We start from the raw sequence: 19,086 nt of genomic DNA, 5'->3' as shown, positions 1-19,086 counted from the left end.
GCGGGGACGCGGGGCGGGTCCGGGACGTACCGAGGCCCGGCGTCGGCGGCGGGCGCCGAAGCCGGGCCGGGCGGGCCGGGGTCAGGCAGTCTGGGCCGTCCCCTGCCGTACAGGCGCGCTGACCTCGTGCAGGAAGGAGGCGACCTCCTTGTACGAGGTCCAGAAACCGACCTCGTGGTAGGGCATCCCGCGCTCCGCGCAGTAGGCGCGTGTCAGCTCGCGGGCCCGCGCCAGGTTCTTCTGCGGCATCGACGGGAACAGGTGGTGCTCGACCTGGTAGTTGAGCCCGCCGTAGAAGAAGTCGATGACCACGGACGGGCGGATGTTGCGGGAGGTCAGCACCTGGCGGGCCAGCCAGTCCAGGGTCTCCTCCTCACCCTCGCGCAGTTCCATGCCCTTGTGGTTCGGCGCGAACATCAGACCCAGGTACACGCCCAGGACGGCGTTCTGGACCACGATGAAGGCCACGCCCAGCAGCGGCGGCAGGACGGTGAACACGAGCGTGAGGTAGATCGCCGCGCGGGCCGCGATCAGGGTGGCCTCCAGGACCGGGCGGGGCACCTCGCGCCGGGCGATCATCTGCACCGCGGTCTTCTGTATCTTGTACGCCTCCAGCACGAGGAGCACGAAGAACAGCACGCTCTGGTAGCGGACGACGAGCTTCTGCCGGCCCTTGCGGCTCGCGTACTGGTTGATGTCGAAGATGATGGTGCGCCGGGCGATGTCCGGGTCCATGTCCAGGTGGTTGGGGTGGGAGTGGTGCCGGTTGTGGTGGTTGACCCACCAGCCGTAGCTGACCCCGTTGACCAGGTTCCCGTGGATGTAGCCGACGATGTCGGCGGGGCGGCGCCTGCGGAACATGGCCTTGTGGCCGGCGTCGTGCCACATGAAGGCGCTCTGGCCGCCGCTCAGGCCCATCCATACGGCCACCAGGAGCTGGAGCCAGGAGTCGCCGAGGGTGAAGAACGCGAAGAGGCCGACGGCGAAGACGGCGGCGTTCAGTGTGAGGCGGAAGGAGTAGTAGCCCGGGGCCAGATCGAGCAGGCCCTCCGCCTTGACGCGCTGGAGCAGTTCGGCGAACGTCGCCGACGCGCCGACGGCCTTGTCGCCCCCGCCCGCTCGGCGTGACCCGGTCGGGAGGCCCCGTTGTCCTGGCAAGGCGTCGTCAAAGGAAGGATTCATGCCTGGGTCCCCTCGCGCGAGATGGTTCCGTCGTATGAGGCGTGCGGAATTTCAGCTTCGGCGAAAAGCCTGACAGCCACCTGATTGCATCCTGACGCATTCCCTTTTCGATGCCGTCAGGCGTATATCAGCAAGACGTCAGAAGGGTCCGGCAGAGTTGTCCTCGTGAACGGGACCGGGGCGAAAGAAAACCGGTTCCGAGATCGCTGGAGAGGTGCCCGGAGTGGTTTATCGGGGACCGGGGCGACCCGGTCGGGTGGTACACCCGCCTGCGCAGGTTCGAATCCTGCCCTCTCCGCTTGGAGAGGTGCCCGGAGCGGCTCAACGGGGACCGGGGCGACCCGGTCGGGTGGCACACCCGCCTGCGCAGGTTCGAATCCTGCCCTCTCCGCTCGCTGTCGGGCGCCGTTGTCCATCTCATCGGCATTCGGAGCGTATTCATGATCGAGGAATCCGAGGCGCCCGTACGGAGCGTGCTCGTCGTCGCCAATCCCGCTGCGGGCACCACGAGTGAGAGTCTGACGGCGGATGTGCTCGCCCTGTGCGCGGCGCACGTGCCTGACGTGCGCCTGCACCGTACCGCCGGCCGGGGCGACGCCGCCTCGGCGGTCCGCGCCGCGAGCGAGGGCACCGCCGGGCACCCGCGGCCGGACCTGGTCGTCGCGGTGGGCGGCGACGGCACGGTCCACGAGGTCGTCGCCGGTCTCGGCACGGCCCCGGCCGCCCCCGCCCTGGCCATCGTCCCCGCCGGCACCGGCAACTCCGGGTACAAGATGCTGTGGGCCGAGCACTCCTGGCGGACCGCCCTGCGTACCGTGCTGGAGGGCCCCGGGCACGGCGCCCGGCTGCGCCGGCTGGACCTGGCGCACCTCACCGAGACGGGTGCCCGCGTGTTCCTCGGTGCCTGCACCGGGGTCATCGCCGACGCCCTGCGGGTCGCCCGCCACCTCCCGGAGACCGGTCGCGACCGCTACACCAGGGCGTTCCAGGACGCGGCCGACGCCTTCGCGCCGTACCCCGGCCGGGTCACCGTCGACGGCACCGTCCTCCACGAAGGCCCCACCGTGCTCGCCAACGTCGGCGGCGGACGCTTCCGCGGGGGCCGCTACCAGGTGCTCCCGCACTCGGAACTGGACGACGGACTCCTCGACGTGTGTGTGATCGGCTCGCCCGTCTCCCCGCACGAGGTCCCCGAGCTCACCCGTCGGGCCGACCACCTCGGCCTGCCGGGCGTCCACTACGGCCGCGGGCGCCGGATCGTCGTGGAGCGGCTGGACGGCGTACCCCTGTGCTTCGAGTACGACGGCAACCTCCAGCCGCCGAGGCTCGGCCGCCTCACCTTCGACGTGCTGGCCGGCGCGCTGCCGGTGTGGGGCGCCGACAGCGCCGTACTCGCCACCGCCCCGGCGCGGGAGCGGGCGTGACACCTCTGGAGGAACTGTGCGCGTGGGCCGCCGGGCTGACCTACGACGACATCCCGGAGCGGGTCCGCGCCCTGGCCGCGAGCCAGATCCTGTCCCAGGCCGCGTCGATCCGGGCCGGGGCCGCCCATCCGCTGGGCGCCCGTATGGTCGCCGCCTTCGGGGAGCCGTTCCAGCCCGATGCCCGGCAGGGCGCCTGTGTGCTGGCCGGCCTCGGGTCCTGGCTCAACCTGGACGACACCGCCTACGCCGGCCACCTGTCCAACTCGACGGTCGCCGTCCCGCTCGCCTTCGCGCGGGCCCGCCGGCTGACCGGCGCGGCGCTGCTCACGGCGGTCGTCGCGGCCACCGAGTGCGCGGCACGGATCACCGCCGCCGCGACCCTCGGGCCGTTGCGCGGGCAGAGCGCGGTCCACACCCATCTGGTGGGTGCCGTCTGCGGCAGGCTGCACTGCGAGGGCGTCACCGATCCGAGGCGCTGGACCGACGCGCTGGGGCTGGCTCTCGCGATGCCGCACCGGCCGCTGATGCGGGCCTTCCTGGCCAGTGACGCCCGTCTTCTCAACGCCCTCACGCCGGTGCGGGCCGGCATGGACGCCTGCGACGCGGCGGCAGCCGGCCTGCATGGCGCACCCGACCTGCTGGAACATCCCGACGGCTTCCTCGCCGCGCTGGCCACGGTGCCGCTGCCGGACGAGGTCACCGACGGCCTGGGCCGCCGATGGCACACCGACACGTTGTCCTTCAAGATGCGCCCCGGCGGCCCCGGCATCGACGCGGCCGTCGACTGCGCCATCGACCTCCACGGCGAACTGCTCCCGGCCGTCGGCCCGTTGGACCCGGCCGCCGTGGCGGAGGTACTCGTGGAGGCGTCCCTCTACACCCTGTACGCCGGCCGCCGCGCCGACCGCTACGTCACCGGGCCGGACGCCCCGTTGGGCGCGCTCGTGCTGCACACCCCCTACCCGGTCGCCACGGCCCTGCTCACCGGCGGCCTGACGGTCGCCGACTTCGAGCGGCCCGCTCTCGCGGACCCGCGCCGCCGTCAGCTCGCGCAGCTCGTCCGGCTCACCCATGATCCCGCCTTCACCCGGGAACTGTTCGCGTCGGCCGCGCCGTTCGGCGCCGCCCTGCGCCGGGCGGGCGCCGCCGCCGAACCCTGGCTGCGGGAGTTCGCCGGACCTGAGACCGCCCGCACGGCGCTCGCCGCCGCCGGGCCGCCCGAGCCCGACTTCACGGCCGCCACCAAGGCGACCGGCGCCCGCGTCACGGTGCGGCTGCGGGACGGCCGGGCGTTCACTCGTGAACGCCTCGTCCCGCTGGGTGCCGCCGGCCCGCACACCAGGGCCCGCCACGACGAGCTGGTGCGGGAGAAGTTCGTGTCCCTCGGCGGCGACCCGGACACCGCCAAGGGGGCCTGCGGGCTCGGCGGGATGGATGCGGGACAGTTGCGCGACTGGCTCGACGCGGCGCTGGCACCCCGCTGAGACCGGGTGTCCGAAGCGCGCCCGCGATGGCACCGACGAGGGCGGCCGGTCTGAACCGGCCGCCCTCTCACGCGTTGTTCGACCGCCATTGCCTGGGCCGTGCGCGGTCCGCGCAGGCGCGGCAGACGGCCGTCGGGAAGCGGACCGAGTACTGCGGACGGCCGTCCAGGCGGGTTTCGTTCCGGGGAAAACGGGTTTCACCGCGCGGGCAGGTCAGGGTGTGCTGCTCCCAGTCGGGACGGAAGTCGCGTTTGTCGAAGCCGGGGTGCTCACGGTCGCTGGACACTGTGCGCATGGGACCGGTGAGCCTGATTCCGTACTCGCTGAGAGCCCGGTGCATGGTGGAGGGGCTGATGCAACCGCCGTCGACCAGGTGCTGCGCGGGGCGGAACCCCTGGACCGTCAGGCCCTCATGGATCCGTGGAAGGGCGTCGATGTCCTGTTCCGGGGCGGGGGCCGTGACCACCTGGATGATCACGTTCGGGCCGGTGCCGTCGCACGTCTCCGTCTGGTGATCGCGGTAGCCGATCCATGACCGGGCCCCGGATGAGACAACCTTCCGGCTGAAGCGGGCCTCGGCGTCATGCGGGGTAACGATCTCCACGCCGGCCCAGGGCACCCGCGCGACCGCGGGATCCGGCCGGCCCTGGGCCTCCGCGACGGCAGACCGACGTGGGGTCTCCCGCCCGGACCGCCTGTCATGTGTGGACTTCGGCTCACGCCGGCGCAGTTGTCCCTCTCCGTCGAACCAGTACTGCTGCAACCACACCTGCCTCAGAACCTGCACTCCCGGCAGCCCTCGCAGCCGGTGCGGTGCATCAGTGCCGTATAGGGCACTCAACAGCCGGACGCCGTCCGCACCGACCTCAAGGGCGTACTCCAAGCGGTCCTCCGGACTGCGCGGCAGCCGCTCGTAGCGCACCGGCCGCCCGTAGCGTCGCGCCCACTCCGCAGTAACCAGCGGCGCCGGCCAGTCCTCACCGGTCTCACTGAGCTGCTCCAGCGCCCTGCGCATCGTCTCGCCGACCAACTCGACACGGTTCAGCGTGCGCACGGCGGCCAGCACATGCGTCGAATCGGTCCGTACCCGGCCCCGCCGTCCCACCAGACCGGCGGCCACCAGCCGGTCGACCACCACCGCCAGGAGGCGATCGGCGCGATCGCCCCGGGCCATCCGGTCCCGGAACTCGCTGAGCACCGAATGATCGACCCCAGAGTCGTCCAACTCCATGCTCAGGCAGTACTTCCAGTCCGACCGGCAACGGACCGCTTCGGCCGCCTGCCGATCGGTGAGGTTCTCCGCGTACTGCAACACCGAGACCATGGCCAGCCCGGCCGGTGACATCCCCCGCCGGCCATTGGCCGGATACCAGTCGGCGAAATCGCCGTCCGTGAAGAGTTCGTCGAGCCGGTCGCGTACCCACATCGCTACCGTGCCCCGCGGGTTGCTCGCCCGTGCCACCCGCACCGTCGGCGCCGGGATCGCCCGCCCCGAACTCACGCCCATTGCCATCGCGGTCCCCCTTGGACCGCCGAGGCCGCCCCGCTCCCACCAACAGAGCACAACCCTCAACGCAATGGGAGCAGAGCCCAAACCATTGACCTCACCGGATGAAGATCACCAACAGCATCCGTGAGCCAGAACCGCCCCTGTCCTCGATGATCCGGGGGGTGCTGTCGCCGGTCCCGGTGGCACCGGTTGATCGCTGGTGGAAGCGTGTCCGCCGGCAGGCAGGGCTGCGTAATGTGGCTGCCGATCTCCGGTACCCCGTGGGCCACCGGTCGTGACTGCGGCGGGATAGCCCCGTGACCAGCAATGACTTCACCTCGATCGCTGTGTTCTGCGCCCTGGACGTGGGCGAGTCCACCCACCACGGCCTTGTCGGCCGACGGACGACCTTCGACAAGCCGCTGCCCGACGGCGAGCCCCAGCTGCGGGAGGCCGCCTCAAGCGCAAGGGAAAGTCCTGGTCGTGGTCGACCAGCCGGCCTCCACCGGCACCCTGGCGGTGACCGTCGCCCGCGCTTGTGGATGCGACGCCGCCTACCTGCCGGGCCTGTCGATGCGCCGGCCGGCCGAGCCGGTGTGAGACCTCGTCCGCGTCAACTGGTGCGCGTGCGTGAAGTATTGGGCTTGTCGCTCTCCGCAGTTAATGTTGAGTGGTGATCAACCAACTACTGCGGTCGCCCAGTGCCCCCGACGTCGGAGTACTGCTGCGCACATGGCGTGACCGGCGCAAGGTCAGCCAACTCGAGCTCGCCTCCCGGGCCGACACCTCGGCCCGGCACATCAGCTTCATCGAGACCGGCCGGGCCCGCCCCAGCCACTCCCTGCTGATGCGGCTCACCGAGCATCTCGAAGTGCCCGTACGCGACCGGAACACCTTACTCATCGCGGCCGGCTTCGCCCCGGTCTTCTCAGAGACCCCGCTGGACGACCCGGCCATGAAGACGTTCAGCGGTGAACTCGACCGCCTGCTGGAACACCACGAGCCGAACCCCGCCCTCGTCCACGACGCCCTCTACAACGTCGTGGGGGCCAACCGCAGTCTGCTCGCGCTCATCGAGGGGGTCGCCGGTCACCTCCTGGAGCCCCCCATCAACACGTTGCGCCTGACGCTGCATCCGGAGGGCCTGGCCCCCCGGATCCGCAACTTCGCTCAGTGGCGCACCCACCTGCTGAGCCAGATGGAACGGCAGATCTCGGTGACCGGTTCGGCGGCCCTGGTCGGCCTCTACCGGGAGGTGGCCGCCTACACCGGCACCGACGCGCGTCCCGTGGAGCCGGAGACCCCCGCCGCCTACGCGCTACCGCTGTTGATCGAGTGGCGGGGACGGCACCTGTCGTTCATCTCGACGCTGACGACCTTCAACACCCCGCTGGACGTGACCGTCTCCGAGCTGGCCATCGAGACCTTCCTGCCCTCGGACCCGGCGACGGCCGCCGCCCTGCGGGACACGCTCGGCGAGGTCAGGCCCCGGGAGCCCGGTCCAGGAAGCCGCTGACGGAGATGATGCGGCCGTCGTCGGCGATGGTGATGACGTCGGAGCCGCCGGCCGGGGAAGAGCCGTCGGCCCTCGACACCAGGTCCCACGAGAAGCGGGCGATGTGGTGGTTGCCGTCCACCGCGCCCTTCATCCGGAACTCGAAGCCCGGGAACTGCTCGTGCGCACCGGCAATGGCGGCGGTGATGCCGTCGTGGCCCGCCACGTCCGCCAGCGGGTCGGTGTAGGTGGCGTCCTCGGTGAATGCCTCGGACACCGCCTTCGCGATCGCCTCGGGTCCGTCGGCGTTCCAGGCGGCGAAGTAGCGTTCGGCAGCGGTGGCGTACGTCGTCATGCTGTTCTCCTCAGTTCTCGTTCAGAAGCCGCGGTGTCGGCGCGGCCACATGATCACTGTGCCGGGAGGCGGAGTGAGCTGTCGATTACCCGTCAGGTAATCGTCGGTCGCGGGCGACCGGCACGCCCCCGCACACCGCTCGCGTCAGACCGTGACCGCCCGCACCGCCGGCAGCAGCACTTCGGAGATCTCCTTCAACTGCGTCTCCGGACGCAGCGATCCGATCCGGAGCACGATGTGCCGCGCCCCCGCCCGCACATAGTCGGCCAGCCACTCGGCGCAGTGCTCGGGCCTGCCCCAGGCGTACGCCTGGATCGCCGACATCTGCTCCAGGGTGCGGCCGTAGTAGTGCTCGATGTAGTGCTCCAACTCGGCCTTCGCCTCGGCTTCGTCGGCACCGACGGTGATCGTGGCGTAGAAGCCGGGCACCACCGCGCCCTCGGGCCGCCCCGCCTGCGCCCGCAGCTCATCCAGCTGCCGCCAGGCCGTGCCGTACGCCTCGGCCGACGGCAGGAACGGCAGCCAGCCGTCGTACAGCCGTGCCACCCGGGCCAGTACGCGTGGTGTGTCGCTGCCCGCCAGCCACAGCGGGGGGCCGCCGGGGCGGGCCGGGCTCGGAAGCCGGTCGAGCCCGTCGGCCTGCCAGTACCGCCCGTCGAACGACTGCGCCCTCTCCTGCCCCCAGGCGGTCCGCCACAGTGCGGCGATCTCGTCGAGCCGGCCGGCCCGCCCCGCGAACGACGCTCCCACGGCGGCGAACTCGGCCTCCGTCTCCGGGACCGGGAAGCCCGACCCCAGACCCATGACCAGGCGCCCCCCGCAGACGTGGTCGAGGCTGCTCACCATGTTGGCGCCGATGAGGGGATGGCGCAGCGCCGGTGTGAGGGCGGCGGTGCCGAGAGTCAGGGAACGTGTCACCGCGCCGGCGGCGGACAGCACCACCAGCGGGTCGAGCCGGGGCCGCGCGGTCAGCGAGTCGCCCGTCCACAGCGAGTCGAAGCCGAGGTCTTCGGCCTGGCGGGCGAACTCCAGCAAGGGCGAGGCGGTGAAGTCGCCGAGAATGGCCTGTTCACGGGTCGGCAGCAGAACGCCTAGGCGGGTGGACTGGTCTGAGGGTGCCATCGCATGCCTCTTCTTCTCGGGTTCTGAGGATTCGGACAATGCCGCTGAGTGATCCAAGCACCGCCTCCTGACGCACGGCTGACCTGCGCCTGAGAGTCCCTCTCTGCCGGATACGGACGTGCGATCACCGGGTCTTCCTCGAAGTGCGCCCCGCGTGAACTGCCCGTCCTCCGCGGTCACGTGCAGACTGGCGTAGGAACCGCAAGGTGCGGCTGGACAGACAAGCACGCGAAGCTCCTGGCGGACACGGGTGATCTTGGTCGAGAACCCGTCTGCCAGGAGCTTCGTCGTTGTGCAGGACAGTCCGACTCGCGGTCAGCGCCGCCGGCTCGAAAAGCCTCAGCGACGGCCGAGGCGGCTGCATGCACGGTGCCCTGGTCGAACCGGGGCCGGACAGTCACGCGGCGATGCCGGCCCAGGGAGCAACGCTGTCATCTGGCGGGCCGTTGCCGGACGGCGAGTTCGCGTGCCGCGTGGTTGGCCAGCGTCGAGCAGACGACCACGAGGGCGCGACCGCTGGACCGCGGTTCTCCCGCCGCTGTCCGTGCATGCCGGCCATGGTTCATGCGGCCTGGTAGGCGGCCACACGTGTGAGGCGTCCTTCGTGGTCGGCGGTGAAGAAGTCGGCAAACCGCAGGTCCTGCCCTTGGTAGCGCACCTCGATCTCCACGGCCACGCGGTCACCGTCGACCAGCAGCGGGCCGGGCACGGGCCGCGGGCCGCCGGTGGTGAACAGTTTCCGGTAGAACGCGGTGATCGCCGCGTTCCCGGTCAGCTTGGTCCCGGGGACGTCGAGCACGGCGTCTTCGGCGAACAGTGCCTGCATCGCGTCGGCGTCCTCGTGCAGCAACGCGTCGAAGTACCCGCGTGCCGCTTCGGCGGGAGAACGCACAGGCTGCGGGGCGCTGAGGGCCGTCGGCATGCTGACCGCGATGTCGGCGCCGAGGGAGTCCGGAACGTAGTAGCCGCTGCGCGACCGGATCTGCTCCAGGTGTGCGCCGATCTCGTCCGGTGCGGGCACCTGGTCGCCGGTGTGGCGCCAGCCGGGCGTGGTACCGACGAAGGCGCTGTAGTAGCGACCGCCGGCGCTGGCGAACACCTCGTGGGTGAGGGTGTTCTCCTGGCTGACCAGGTAGGCGACCAGCGCGCTCACCAGTTCGGTGTCACCGTCGGACCTGGACGCCGCCTGGACCCCGGCCGCGGCGTTGGCCTGAGCGGTCATGCCGGCGGTGGCGCGCGGGGTGCCGGCCATCGGCAGCAGGACGTTGGCCAGGATTCCGTGCGGCTCGCCCTCGATGGCCAGCGCCTGCGCGAGCCCGAACACGCCTGCCTTGGCCGCGGCCTAGGACGCCTGTCCGGCGTTGCCGAACAGGCCGGCCGACGAGCTGGTGAACAGCAGCCGCCCGTACCCCTGCTCCTTCATCACGGCGAACGCGGGCTGGCTGACGTGCAGGGCGCCCTTGAGATGCACGGCCAGGATCGCTTCGAAGTCCTGCGGGGTCACCTCGTCGATGGGCGAGTTGCGCCGGTTGCCGGCGTTGTTGACCACGATGTCCAGGCGGCCGAACTCCTTGACCGCCGCCTCGACGACGGCGCGGCCCCCGTCCGGGTCGACGACGCTGTCGGTGTTGGCGATCGCGCGGCCACCGGCGGCGGTGATCCGCGCGACGACCTGTTCGGCGGGCGTGGTGCCGTCCGGGGTTCCGTCGGGGCCGCTGCCGATGTCGTTGACGACCACGGCCGCGCCCAGACGGGCGAGCGTGCGGGCGTACTCGGCGCCCAGACCGTTGCCGGCGCCGGTGATGACGGCGACCCGGCCGGTGAAGTCGATACCCATTTACAGCCTCCGTGTTGTGATCACTACCAACCACGCTAACGACTGTTAGGGTATCAGCTAACAAGTGTTAGCGTCAGTGGTGGACGTGATCGTCCCAGAACCCGGAGGGAAGCTCGATGAAGATCACCGTCGAAGAGGACAAGTGCTGCGCCGGCGGGCAGTGCGTGCTCGCCGCGCCCGAGGTGTTCGACCAGCGCGACGAGGACGGCATCGTGGTCCTGCTGACCGACACCCCCGACAGCGGCCACCACGACGCGGTCCGTGAGGCGGCGCAGATCTGCCCCGCGGCGTGCATCCACGTCACGGAGAACTGACGATGGCCTCAGAACCGGGCCGCGTCGTGGTGGTCGGCGCCTCGGCCGCCGGTCTCGCCGTGGTGGAAGCGGCTCGCGGCCAGGGCTACCGGGGCGAGCTGACGCTGATCGGTGACGAACCCCATCCGCCCTACGACCGTCCGCCCCTGTCCAAGCAACTGCTCACCGGCGACTGGTCGCCCGAGCGGCTGGTCCTGCGCGAGCAGGCACACCTGGACGAGCTGGCCGTGACCATGAGACTCGGACGGCCCGCCGCCGCCCTGGACGCCGACTCCCGCGAGGTCGTACTCACCGACGGCGACCGCATCCCCTACGACGCGCTGGTCGTGACCACCGGCGTACGTGCCCGCCGGCTGCCCGGCAGCGACGGGATCAGCGGGGTCCACGTACTGCGCACCCTGCACGACGCGCTCACCCTGCGCGCCGAGCTGACGCCCGGTCGTCGGCTGGTGGTGCTGGGCGCCGGGGTCCTGGGCGCCGAGGCCGCCGCCGTCGCCCGCGGACTCGGCGCCGAGGTGACCGTGATCGACCCGCTGGCCTGGCCACTGGCCCGCATCGTCAACCGCGAGATCGGCGACTGGCTGGCCGAGGTGCACCGCGAGCACGGCGTGGACCTGCGCTGCTCCTGCCCTCCCGTCACCGGCCTGCACGCGGCCGACGGCCATGTCACCGGGGTGGAACTCGCCGACGGCACCGTGCTGCCCGCCGACACCGTCCTGGTCGCCATCGGCGCGACACCGGCGGTGCAATGGCTGGCCGGCAGCCCGGTCACGATCGGCGGACGCGCACCCGCCACCGGGTCGGGCGGCGTGCTGTGCGACCCACGAGGCCAAGCCGCACCCGGCATCTACGCCGCCGGCGACGTCGCCGCCTGGCAGGACCCCCGCACCGGCGAACACCACCGCTACGAACACCGGCTCAACGCCACCGAACAGGGCCGCGCGGTCGCCCGCGCCCTGCTCGACCCACAGTTCACCCCAGCGCCGTCCGTGCCCTACTTCTGGTCCGACCAGTACGACCTGAGACTCCAGACCTTCGGCACGCTCGACGCCGACGACGAGTTCACCGTCGTCGACGGCTCCCTCGACGCCCGCCGCTTCATCGGCGTGTCCCGTCGCGACGGCCTGGTACGCGGCGCACTCGGCGTCGGCATGCCCCGCGCGCTGCGCGCCTGGCGGACCGCCGTGGCCGACCGCGCCCCCTGGAAGGAGACCACCCCCGCATGACCACCACCGACAACACCACCGAAGTCTTCCCGCTCCCGCGAACCTGCCCCTACGCGCCGCCGGAGGAGTACACGCGCTTCCGTGAGGAAGGCGGGCTGCACCGGGTCCCGACCTGGGACGGCGGCCGGACCTGGCTCGTGACCCGCTACGACCAGGTGCGAGCGATGCTCGGTGACGCCGAGCACTTCAGTTCCGACGTCACCCGCGACGGGTTCCCGGTGGCGACCCCGACCTCTCGCGTCACCGAAGCCGGCGCGATCATGCGCGAGGACGACCCCGAACACGCCCGCGACCGGCGGATCATGAGCCGGGAGTTCAGCGTCAAGCGGGTCGAGGCCCTGCGCCCCCGGGTCCTGGAGATCACCGACGACCTCATCGACGACCTGCTGCGGCGCGGCGAATCCGCGCCGGTGGACTTCGTCGAGCACTTCGCGCACCAACTGCCCGCCCGCGTGATCTGCGAGATGATGGGCCTGTCCGACGCCGATCGCGTCGCGTTCGCCGAGCATGTGCTCATCGCCACCGACTACGCCTCCTCCGAGGAGGAACATCAGCGCGCGCACCATGAGCTGAACGAGATGTTCGACCGGGTCATCGCCGAGAAGACGGCCGATCCCGGCACGGACATCGTCAGCCGCCTGGTGCACGACCACCTCGCCACCGGCGAGCTCGACACCGACGCGGTCAAGCGCATGCTGCTGGTGCTGTTCGCCGGCGGCCAGGACACCACCGCCAACATGCTCGGGCTGTCGGTCCGGGCCCTGCTGGAGCATCCCGGCCAACTGCGCATCCTGCGCGAGCAGCCCGAGGCGGTGCCCGGCGCGGTCGAGGAGCTGCTCCGGTTCCTCAGCGTCAACCAGGGCGAACCGCGCCGCGTGGTGGCCAAGGACACCGAACTGGGCGGCTGCCCGGTGCGCGCCGGGGACGCGATCATCGCCTCGCTCAACGCCGCCAACTTCGACCCCGCCGTCTTCGACCGCGAAGACGCGCCCGCCAGCGCGCTGAGCCTGACCCGTGCCGCCCGCAACCACGTCGCCTTCGGCTACGGCGTGCACCAGTGCCTCGGGCAGAACCTCGCGCGGGTCGAGCTGCAAGTCGCGCTCCCGCGCCTGTTCGAGCGCATCCCCGGTCTGCGCCTGGCCCCCGGCAAGCCCGTCACCTACCGGACCACCGCGGTCATCTACGGCCTGGAGCAGTTGTGGGTGACGTGGTGACCGGTCACCGGCACCATCGGTGACCGTCCGCCCACCTGGGTCCGGCCCGGCGCGGGCCGGACCCGTATTCTCCTCGCGTGACCAATCCCGTTCCCGCTGATGACACCGGCAGCGACGGCGCGACCGCAGCAGGCCGCGACGTCCGGACCAAGCTGCTCGACGCCGTGGAACTCATGGCCAGTGACGACTACAAACTCCCGCGGCTGGCGTTCTCCCTGCGCGAGATCGCCCGCGAGGTCGGCATCGCCACCCCGAGCATCTACCGCCACTTCGCCAGCAAGGAAGACCTGATCTCCGCCGCCGTCGACACCGGCTTCACCCTGCTGCTGCGCGAACTCGACCAGGCCGTCCAGGAGTGCGCGGACCAAGAGCCGCCGGCCGTGCTGCGGGCTCAGGCGGCGGCCTACTGCCGGTTCCTGTACCGCCGGCGCGGTCTCACGCGCATCATGTTCGCCACCCACCCCGCGAACTGGCAGCCGGGCGAACCGCTGCCCGACCACCTCGGCCAGCTGCGCTACCGGTGGATCACCGCGGTGGAAGCGTGCCAGAAGCAGGGCTGGTGCGTGCCCGGCGAGGTCACCACGACCGCCGACGCCGTCTGGGCCGCGGTACACGGCTGCCTCACGCTCACGCTGGTCATGCGCAACGGCAGCGAGGAAAGCCTGTTGTCCCGCGTCTCCGCCCAGTTCGACCTGTGGCCGGCCGACCGCCGACCGTGACATGACGATGCGGGCTGCCGGATCACCACCCCGAACCGGCGAGTGGACCACTCCACCGTCACGCGGTTCGTCCGACGCCGCCGTGCCGTCCGCGAGGCGTATCTCCAGGATGCGTGGCCAGGTGTGCGGTCCTGGTATCGGGGACGTCCGGCGGGGCGGGCGAGGGCTCCGGTGAAGGTCCGGGGATCGGTGGCGGACGGTGTCGGGGCCGGCGCGATGCCGGCGCGAGGCCGGGAGGGGGCGTGGTGGGCGGTCCGGGGTCAGGGCCTCTTCCTGAAGACGAGGACCTCGGTGGTGGCGACACCCAGGGGGGCCGGGAAGGCGGCCTCCAGGTCGCAGCCGAGGGTTTCGAAGAGGTCCACGCAGGTGCGGCGGGGCATGGCGGCCGGGAAGGAGTCGTGCCCCTCGCCGCCCTTCGTCGCCCAGGTGCGCACCGCGGCCGGGTCCAGGCAGGTCTCCGTCATGACGTCGAAGACGATCCGGCCACCGGGTCGCGTGACACGGGCCATCTCGAAGAAGTAGCGGGAGGCGCAGAGGAAGGTCACGGTGTTGAAGACCTTGTGGGCCTGGACGAGGTCGATGCTGCCGTCGGGTGTGGGGGCGAGACTGCATCCCTCGGTCGGCCGGGCGACCACGCCGAACGTGTCCACGAGGTAGTCGGCCCAGGGCGCCGCCGTCTCGTAGATCTCGTAGCGGTCGGGTGAGCACTCCTTGAGCGTCTTCTCCAGGTACCGTCCGGACCCGGGACCGATCTCCAGCACCGTGTGCGGGCCCGCGGCGAAGACGCCCAGGGCGCGGAGCCGGTCGATGGTGGACCGGGTGGCGCCGGGGGTCCCGTTCATGACCTCGTCGATGTAGTCACCGACCGGCAGACCGGCCGCCCGTGCGGCGCTCATCGTCGCCTCGAACGGGATGAACTCGTCGACCCCGCCCTGGATTCTGGTGCTGCGCACGATGTCGAATCCGGCGCGCCTCAGGAGCCGCTTGACTCCTGACTTCATGACCGACATTCCGCCCCCTGCTCTGCTCATCTCGATACCATCACCCTTCCAGATGATTACCTTCTTTTGTTACGAAATCCCCGAACTGTCAGAAAACTGCCCCGCAGCGGGTGCCGACGAGTCCGGCGAGACGCAGACACGGGGACCGCGAGTACGGTCTCCCGCGCACGGTTCGAACGGCGCCGGCACCTTCGGCGCGCTGGGCGAGGACGTCACCGGCCACCCGGTGACCGTCACGGCGGCCCTGCCGGTGCCCCGCTCCCGGTCACTGGCGCATGGCGTGCGCACGCCGTTCGCACCGGCGGGGACCGGACGCCGGCCGCGACGCTCTGTACGGTGGCCGCGCTGGGCGGCGCCCCCGTGCAGGCCGCCTTTCCCGCCCGGGCCCCGGGACTCGGCAGGTGACCGGCGCCGCGGTGGGTCAGGGGGACCGCGGTATGCCGAAGAGGGTGAGGGCGTTGCGGATGCCCTCGTCGAGGAGTTCGTCAGAGAGGCGCCGGTCGGCCAGGGCGCGGGAGAGCTGGAGCGTGCCGGCCAGCATGCCGTAGACGCCGAGGGTCTTCGTGCGCGCCGAGTGCGGATCGGCCGGCGCCAGGCGGGCGGCGAGGCCGTCGACGACGACGAGCACACCCTCGGTGTACGCCTGCCTGGTCTCGTCCGCGCGGCGCCCGATCTCGTCGAGGAGCGCGGCGGAGGGGCAGCCGTCGCCGGGGCTGTCGCGGTGCTGGGGCGACAGGTACCACCGCACGATCTGTTCGAGTCCGGCGATGCCGGGCGCCGCCTGCTCGACGACGCTCGCGTGCTGGACGCGCAGTTGGTCGGCGACGGCGACGGCCACGAGGTCGTCCTTGGACGCGAAGTGGGCGTAGAAGGCGCCGTTGGTCAGTCCGGCGTCCGCCATCAGCGCGGAGATGCCCGAGCCGTCGATGCCGTCCCGCTTGAAGCGGCGGCCGGCGGTCTCGACGATCCGCTGCCTGGTCCCCTGCTTGTGCTCTTTCCCGTAACGCGCCACGCGCCCCCTCCCTCCGCCCGCCGGAAACGCCCTCCGCCGGCTCCGTCACCGCATGTCCCCTGGGACATCAGCCCAGTTCAGTCCCCGTCGGGGGTCATCGAGATCACGACCTTCCCGGCCCCGGTGCGGCCCTGTTCTACGTACGCCATCGCTTCGGGCGTCCGGTCGAAGGGGAACGTGCGGTCGACGACCGGGCGGAGCCGCCCGCTGTCGTAGAGGGCGGCGAGTTCGCGGAGCTGGGAGCCGCCGGCCCGCATGAAGAAGAACTCGTAGCGCACGCCCAGGGCCTCGGCCCGCTTGCGGACCTTGCGGCTGAGCGCGTTCATGGCCACGCCGAGGAGCGCGGGGGCGCCGAGCTGTCGGGCGAACCCGGCGTCCGGCGGGCCGGTGACGCCGATGGCCAGGCCGCCCGGCTTCAGCACGGTCAGCGACTTCGTGAGGTTCTCCCCGCCCAGGGAGTCCAGCACCAGGTCGTAGCCGGACAGCACCTGTGCGAAGTCGTCCTTGGCGTAGTCGACGACGATGTCGGCGCCGAGGCTCGTGACCGGTTCCTGGTTGCGGCTGCTCGCGGTGGTCGCCACCGTGGCCCCGAGGTGCTTGGCGAGCTGGACGACCGTCGAGCCGAGGCCGCCGGCACCGGCGTGGACGAGCACCTTCTGCCCCGGCCGTACCCGGGCCCGGTCGACGAGGATCTGCCAGGCGGTCAGGGCCACCAGCGGCACCGCCGCCGCCTCCTGGAGGGTGAGCGACTTCGGCTTGGGGGCGACGTCGTCCTGGTCGATCGCGATGAACTCCGCGAAGCCGCCGATCCGCAGGTCGCGGGGGCGGGCGTAGACCTCGTCGCCGACGGCCACGTCCCGCACGGCGGACCCGACCCGTGTCACGACGCCGGCGACGTCGTGGCCGAGCACGAAGGGCGGTTTGTACTTCAGGAGCCGTTTGAACTCCCCGTCGCGGACCATTTTGTCCAGCGGGTTGACACTGGCGGCGGCGACCCGGACCAGGACGTCGCCGTCCCCGACGGCGGGCTCCGGAACGTCCGCTGCGCGCAGGCCGTCCCGGCCGTACTTCTCGACGACGAATGCCTTCATGTCAGCCGTCTCCCTTCACGTGGTCTTCTCGGTCGGTCTTCCGTGTCAGTTGCCGAGGTGGCGGCGGAGCCACTGCCCCATCTGCCCGATCGCGCGGTCCACTTCGGGTACGCGTCCCGCGCCGAGGATGAAGGAGTGCTGGCCCGCGGGCAGCGGGCGGACCTCGGAGACGACCTTGGAGTCGGTGAGCCGGCGGGCGAGGGCGGCGCCGTCGCCGGCCAGCGTCTCGTACTCGCCGTAGTGCAGGGCCGTGGGCGGCAGGCCGGTCAGGTCGGCGTTCGCGATGCTGACGTCCGGGGCGGTGAAGTCCACGGCGGGGTCCTGCAACCAGGCGGAGCGGAACAGTTCGAGGGTGCCCCGGCTGAGCATCTTGTCGTGTTCCTCGTTCTCGTCGACCTTCGGGTCGCTGAGGGTGAGGTCGGTCCACGGCGAGATGCTGACGATCGCCCCGGGGGTCGCCTCGCCCCTGGCGAGCAGGCGCAGCGGCAGCATGACCGCGAGGGTGCCGCCGATGGAGTGGCCGGTGCTGCCGATGTTCCGCGGCTCGTAGCCCTGCGCGAGCAGCCAGCGGTAGGCGGTCTCGGCGTCGTCGAGCTGCGCCGGGTGGGGGTGCTCGGGCGCGAGGCGGAAGCCCACGACGAGGGAGCGGACGCCGGCCGCCTTGGCGATGTGGCCTGCGGCCTTGCGGTCCGAGGCGATCGAGGCGGCGACCGATCCGCCGAAGTGGAAGTGGAGCAGCGCCTTGCCGGGGTCGGCGCCCTCGGGGATCACCCACAGGGCGGGGACGCCGTCGGCGTCCACGTCGGCGTAGGTGACGCCTTCCGGCTCGGTCGACGCGGCGGCGTGGGTGTCGACGACGGCGCGCACGACGGCCAGGTCGAGGCTGGGTGTCGCCGCCTGCGCGCGCACGCCGTCGAGGAACCGCGCGAACTCCTGTGCTTCGGGGCTGATGTCCATGGTGGTGCTCCTGTTCGGAGGGGTCGGAGGGATCGGGTCGGTGGAGGGGGGCGTCAGCCGGGCATCCGGTTGAACTTGCGGATCTGCTTGTCGAAGATCCCGGCGGGGGCGAGGCGGCGCGCGGTGGTGATGCGGGAGGCCAGCGGTCCGGCGGTGTAGCGGAGTTTCGGCTTGGGGGCGGTGGCCGCCGTGACGATCTCCTTGGCGACGAGCGCGGGGTCGTCGCCGGATTCCATCGCCTCGGCGACCACCTCGTCGAAGACGCGCCGCCGCTCGGCGTACAGCGGCAGCGGCGTGTCAGGCTGCGCGGCGTTGGCGTCGAAGGCGGTGCGGGTGTAGCCGGGCTCGACGAGCAGGACGCGGACGCCGTGCTCGCGGACCTCGTGGTCCAGGGACTCGGAGTAGCCCTCGACGGCGTGCTTCGCCGCGACGTAGAGGGCCATGTAGGGCTGCGGGATGACGCCGAGGACGGACGAGAGGTTGATGATCCGGCCCCGGCCCTGGGCGCGCATGTGCGGCAGGACGGCCTTCGTCATCCGCAGGAGGCCGAAGAAGTTGAGGTCGAAGACCTTCTGGGCCTGGGCGACGGAGTTCTCCTCGACGGCGCCCGCCGAGCCGAGACCGGCGTTGTTGACGAGGACGTCGATCCGGCCGAACCGTTCGATCACCTCCTGGACGGCGGCGGCGACGGACGCGTCACTGGTCACGTCGAGGTCGAGGAAGGTCACCCCGGCGGGCGGGGTGAGATCCGCCGTCCTCCGCCCGGTCCCGACCACCTCGAACCCGGCCACGGCGAGGGCGCGAGCGGTCGCGTTGCCGATCCCCGACGAGGCCCCCGTCACGAGTGCTACCAGCCGGTCTGTGGCCATCACGGACTCCCCGCATCGTTGAATTACGATCGTTTATCTTACGTTCGTAAGACTATGCCGGAACGAGTCGGACCGCAAGACGAGGCTCAGCACGGCGTACGGCTCGTGGGCCACGATGCCGGACCCGTCCCCGTGGCGGCCGGGAAATGCCCCGTGTCCTCGCGGACCTGCCGGTCACCGCGATCCGCCGCGCTCCTGCCCGGCGGCCGGGAGTGCACGGGACGCGGCGGGACCCCGCACCGCCACTCCGCGCACATCTCAGGCCATGGCTCCCCTGTCCGGGCACGCATCGGGA

The 19,086-nt window shown here is 71.5% G+C and carries 18 protein-coding genes and 2 tRNA genes; 9 read left to right on the top strand and 11 right to left on the bottom strand.

Going from position 1 to position 19,086, the window contains the following annotated elements; genetic code table 11:
• Nucleotides 1–81 precede the first annotated feature (81 nt).
• Nucleotides 82–1,182, bottom strand: a complete 1,101-nt coding sequence (locus ACQCO7_RS42665; protein WP_464076890.1) for a fatty acid desaturase family protein — start codon at nt 1,180–1,182, stop codon at nt 82–84.
• Nucleotides 1,183–1,390: 208 nt separating this feature from the next.
• Between ACQCO7_RS42665 and ACQCO7_RS42660 the strand changes: the two genes are divergently transcribed.
• From ACQCO7_RS42660 to ACQCO7_RS42645, 4 genes are all read left to right on the top strand, one after another.
• Nucleotides 1,391–1,480: transfer RNA gene (locus tag ACQCO7_RS42660), tRNA-OTHER, on the top strand.
• A 3-nt stretch (nt 1,481–1,483) separates the two neighbouring features.
• Nucleotides 1,484–1,573 (top strand) — tRNA-OTHER (locus ACQCO7_RS42655).
• A 49-nt stretch (nt 1,574–1,622) separates the two neighbouring features.
• Complete coding sequence (locus ACQCO7_RS42650; protein WP_464076889.1) at nt 1,623–2,606, top strand: diacylglycerol/lipid kinase family protein; 984 nt, start codon at nt 1,623–1,625, stop codon at nt 2,604–2,606.
• The gene (locus ACQCO7_RS42645; protein ID WP_464076888.1) at nt 2,603–4,090 is read left to right on the top strand and encodes an MmgE/PrpD family protein; all 1,488 of its coding nucleotides are present in this window, start codon (nt 2,603–2,605) and stop codon (nt 4,088–4,090) included. The genes ACQCO7_RS42650 and ACQCO7_RS42645 overlap by 4 nt, the downstream gene beginning before the upstream one ends.
• Before the next feature lie 67 nt (nt 4,091–4,157).
• Here the strand turns inward: ACQCO7_RS42645 and ACQCO7_RS42640 are convergent, their stop codons facing one another.
• Nucleotides 4,158–5,603, bottom strand: coding sequence for a transposase (locus tag ACQCO7_RS42640; RefSeq protein WP_464076887.1), 1,446 nt, complete (start codon nt 5,601–5,603; stop codon nt 4,158–4,160).
• Nucleotides 5,604–6,252: 649 nt separating this feature from the next.
• On the opposite strand from ACQCO7_RS42640, the gene ACQCO7_RS42635 reads away from it, so the two are divergent.
• Entirely contained in the window at nt 6,253–7,095 is an 843-nt protein-coding gene (locus ACQCO7_RS42635; RefSeq protein WP_464076886.1) for a helix-turn-helix domain-containing protein, read from the top strand.
• On the opposite strand, the gene ACQCO7_RS42630 is transcribed toward ACQCO7_RS42635, so the two are convergent.
• From ACQCO7_RS42630 to ACQCO7_RS42615, 4 genes are all read right to left on the bottom strand, one after another.
• Entirely contained in the window at nt 7,061–7,429 is a 369-nt protein-coding gene (locus tag ACQCO7_RS42630) for a nuclear transport factor 2 family protein (RefSeq protein ID WP_464076885.1), read from the bottom strand. The two genes, ACQCO7_RS42635 and ACQCO7_RS42630, sit on opposite strands and share 35 nt — an antisense overlap.
• Nucleotides 7,430–7,573: 144 nt before the next feature.
• Nucleotides 7,574–8,551 (bottom strand): LLM class flavin-dependent oxidoreductase, encoded by a 978-nt coding sequence (locus ACQCO7_RS42625; protein WP_464076884.1) that lies wholly within the window; start codon nt 8,549–8,551, stop codon nt 7,574–7,576.
• 562 nt (nt 8,552–9,113) lie between these two features.
• The gene (locus tag ACQCO7_RS42620) at nt 9,114–9,875 is read right to left on the bottom strand and encodes a nuclear transport factor 2 family protein (RefSeq protein ID WP_464076883.1); all 762 of its coding nucleotides are present in this window, start codon (nt 9,873–9,875) and stop codon (nt 9,114–9,116) included.
• An 18-nt stretch (nt 9,876–9,893) separates the two neighbouring features.
• Nucleotides 9,894–10,388, bottom strand: a complete 495-nt coding sequence (locus tag ACQCO7_RS42615; RefSeq protein WP_464076882.1) for an SDR family NAD(P)-dependent oxidoreductase — start codon at nt 10,386–10,388, stop codon at nt 9,894–9,896.
• A gap of 116 nt (nt 10,389–10,504) precedes the next feature.
• Between ACQCO7_RS42615 and ACQCO7_RS42610 the strand changes: the two genes are divergently transcribed.
• The 4 genes from ACQCO7_RS42610 (at nt 10,505) to ACQCO7_RS42595 (ending at nt 13,861) form a co-directional block, all read left to right on the top strand.
• Nucleotides 10,505–10,702: a ferredoxin gene (locus ACQCO7_RS42610; RefSeq protein ID WP_464076881.1), complete on the top strand. Its 198-nt coding sequence runs from the start codon at nt 10,505–10,507 to the stop codon at nt 10,700–10,702.
• Nucleotides 10,703–10,704: 2 nt separating this feature from the next.
• Entirely contained in the window at nt 10,705–11,928 is a 1,224-nt protein-coding gene (locus ACQCO7_RS42605; RefSeq protein ID WP_464076880.1) for an NAD(P)/FAD-dependent oxidoreductase, read from the top strand.
• Entirely contained in the window at nt 11,925–13,142 is a 1,218-nt protein-coding gene (locus ACQCO7_RS42600) for a cytochrome P450 (RefSeq protein ID WP_464076879.1), read from the top strand. Before ACQCO7_RS42605 ends, ACQCO7_RS42600 begins: the two co-directional genes overlap by 4 nt.
• Nucleotides 13,143–13,219: 77 nt before the next feature.
• On the top strand, nt 13,220–13,861 hold the full coding sequence (locus ACQCO7_RS42595; protein ID WP_464076878.1) for a TetR/AcrR family transcriptional regulator: 642 nt from the start codon (nt 13,220–13,222) through the stop codon (nt 13,859–13,861).
• Nucleotides 13,862–14,121: 260 nt separating this feature from the next.
• Here the strand turns inward: ACQCO7_RS42595 and ACQCO7_RS42590 are convergent, their stop codons facing one another.
• The 5 genes from ACQCO7_RS42590 to ACQCO7_RS42570 form a co-directional block, all read right to left on the bottom strand.
• Complete coding sequence (locus tag ACQCO7_RS42590; protein WP_464076877.1) at nt 14,122–14,862, bottom strand: methyltransferase domain-containing protein; 741 nt, start codon at nt 14,860–14,862, stop codon at nt 14,122–14,124.
• Between the two features lie 421 nt (nt 14,863–15,283).
• Entirely contained in the window at nt 15,284–15,874 is a 591-nt protein-coding gene (locus ACQCO7_RS42585; RefSeq protein WP_464076876.1) for a TetR family transcriptional regulator, read from the bottom strand.
• Nucleotides 15,875–15,951: 77 nt separating this feature from the next.
• The gene (locus ACQCO7_RS42580; protein WP_464076875.1) at nt 15,952–16,965 is read right to left on the bottom strand and encodes an NADP-dependent oxidoreductase; all 1,014 of its coding nucleotides are present in this window, start codon (nt 16,963–16,965) and stop codon (nt 15,952–15,954) included.
• A 45-nt stretch (nt 16,966–17,010) separates the two neighbouring features.
• Nucleotides 17,011–17,922: an alpha/beta hydrolase gene (locus tag ACQCO7_RS42575; RefSeq protein ID WP_464076874.1), complete on the bottom strand. Its 912-nt coding sequence runs from the start codon at nt 17,920–17,922 to the stop codon at nt 17,011–17,013.
• 53 nt (nt 17,923–17,975) lie between these two features.
• Nucleotides 17,976–18,791: an oxidoreductase gene (locus tag ACQCO7_RS42570; RefSeq protein ID WP_464076873.1), complete on the bottom strand. Its 816-nt coding sequence runs from the start codon at nt 18,789–18,791 to the stop codon at nt 17,976–17,978.
• Nucleotides 18,792–19,086 lie beyond the last annotated feature (295 nt).

The sequence above is a fragment of the Streptomyces saintjeani genome, from assembly GCF_055409605.1.
The sequence above is the reverse complement of the archived record's forward strand: the minus strand, read 5'-3'. Positions and strand labels throughout refer to the sequence as shown.

Bases quoted from the DNA above. Each gene is read 5' to 3' on its own strand.
- ACQCO7_RS42665 (WP_464076890.1), bottom strand. From the start codon at position 1,182: ATGAATCCTTCCTTTGACGACGCCTTGCCAGGACAACGGGGCCTCCCG.
- ACQCO7_RS42650 (WP_464076889.1), top strand. From the start codon at position 1,623: ATGATCGAGGAATCCGAGGCGCCCGTACGGAGCGTGCTCGTCGTCGCC.
- ACQCO7_RS42640 (WP_464076887.1), bottom strand. From the start codon at position 5,603: ATGGCAATGGGCGTGAGTTCGGGGCGGGCGATCCCGGCGCCGACGGTG.
- ACQCO7_RS42630 (WP_464076885.1), bottom strand. From the start codon at position 7,429: ATGACGACGTACGCCACCGCTGCCGAACGCTACTTCGCCGCCTGGAAC.
- ACQCO7_RS42625 (WP_464076884.1), bottom strand. From the start codon at position 8,551: ATGGCACCCTCAGACCAGTCCACCCGCCTAGGCGTTCTGCTGCCGACC.
- ACQCO7_RS42615 (WP_464076882.1), bottom strand. From the start codon at position 10,388: ATGGGTATCGACTTCACCGGCCGGGTCGCCGTCATCACCGGCGCCGGC.
- ACQCO7_RS42610 (WP_464076881.1), top strand. From the start codon at position 10,505: ATGAAGATCACCGTCGAAGAGGACAAGTGCTGCGCCGGCGGGCAGTGC.
- ACQCO7_RS42605 (WP_464076880.1), top strand. From the start codon at position 10,705: ATGGCCTCAGAACCGGGCCGCGTCGTGGTGGTCGGCGCCTCGGCCGCC.
- ACQCO7_RS42600 (WP_464076879.1), top strand. From the start codon at position 11,925: ATGACCACCACCGACAACACCACCGAAGTCTTCCCGCTCCCGCGAACC.
- ACQCO7_RS42590 (WP_464076877.1), bottom strand. From the start codon at position 14,862: ATGAAGTCAGGAGTCAAGCGGCTCCTGAGGCGCGCCGGATTCGACATC.
- ACQCO7_RS42580 (WP_464076875.1), bottom strand. From the start codon at position 16,965: ATGAAGGCATTCGTCGTCGAGAAGTACGGCCGGGACGGCCTGCGCGCA.
- ACQCO7_RS42575 (WP_464076874.1), bottom strand. From the start codon at position 17,922: ATGGACATCAGCCCCGAAGCACAGGAGTTCGCGCGGTTCCTCGACGGC.
- ACQCO7_RS42570 (WP_464076873.1), bottom strand. From the start codon at position 18,791: ATGGCCACAGACCGGCTGGTAGCACTCGTGACGGGGGCCTCGTCGGGG.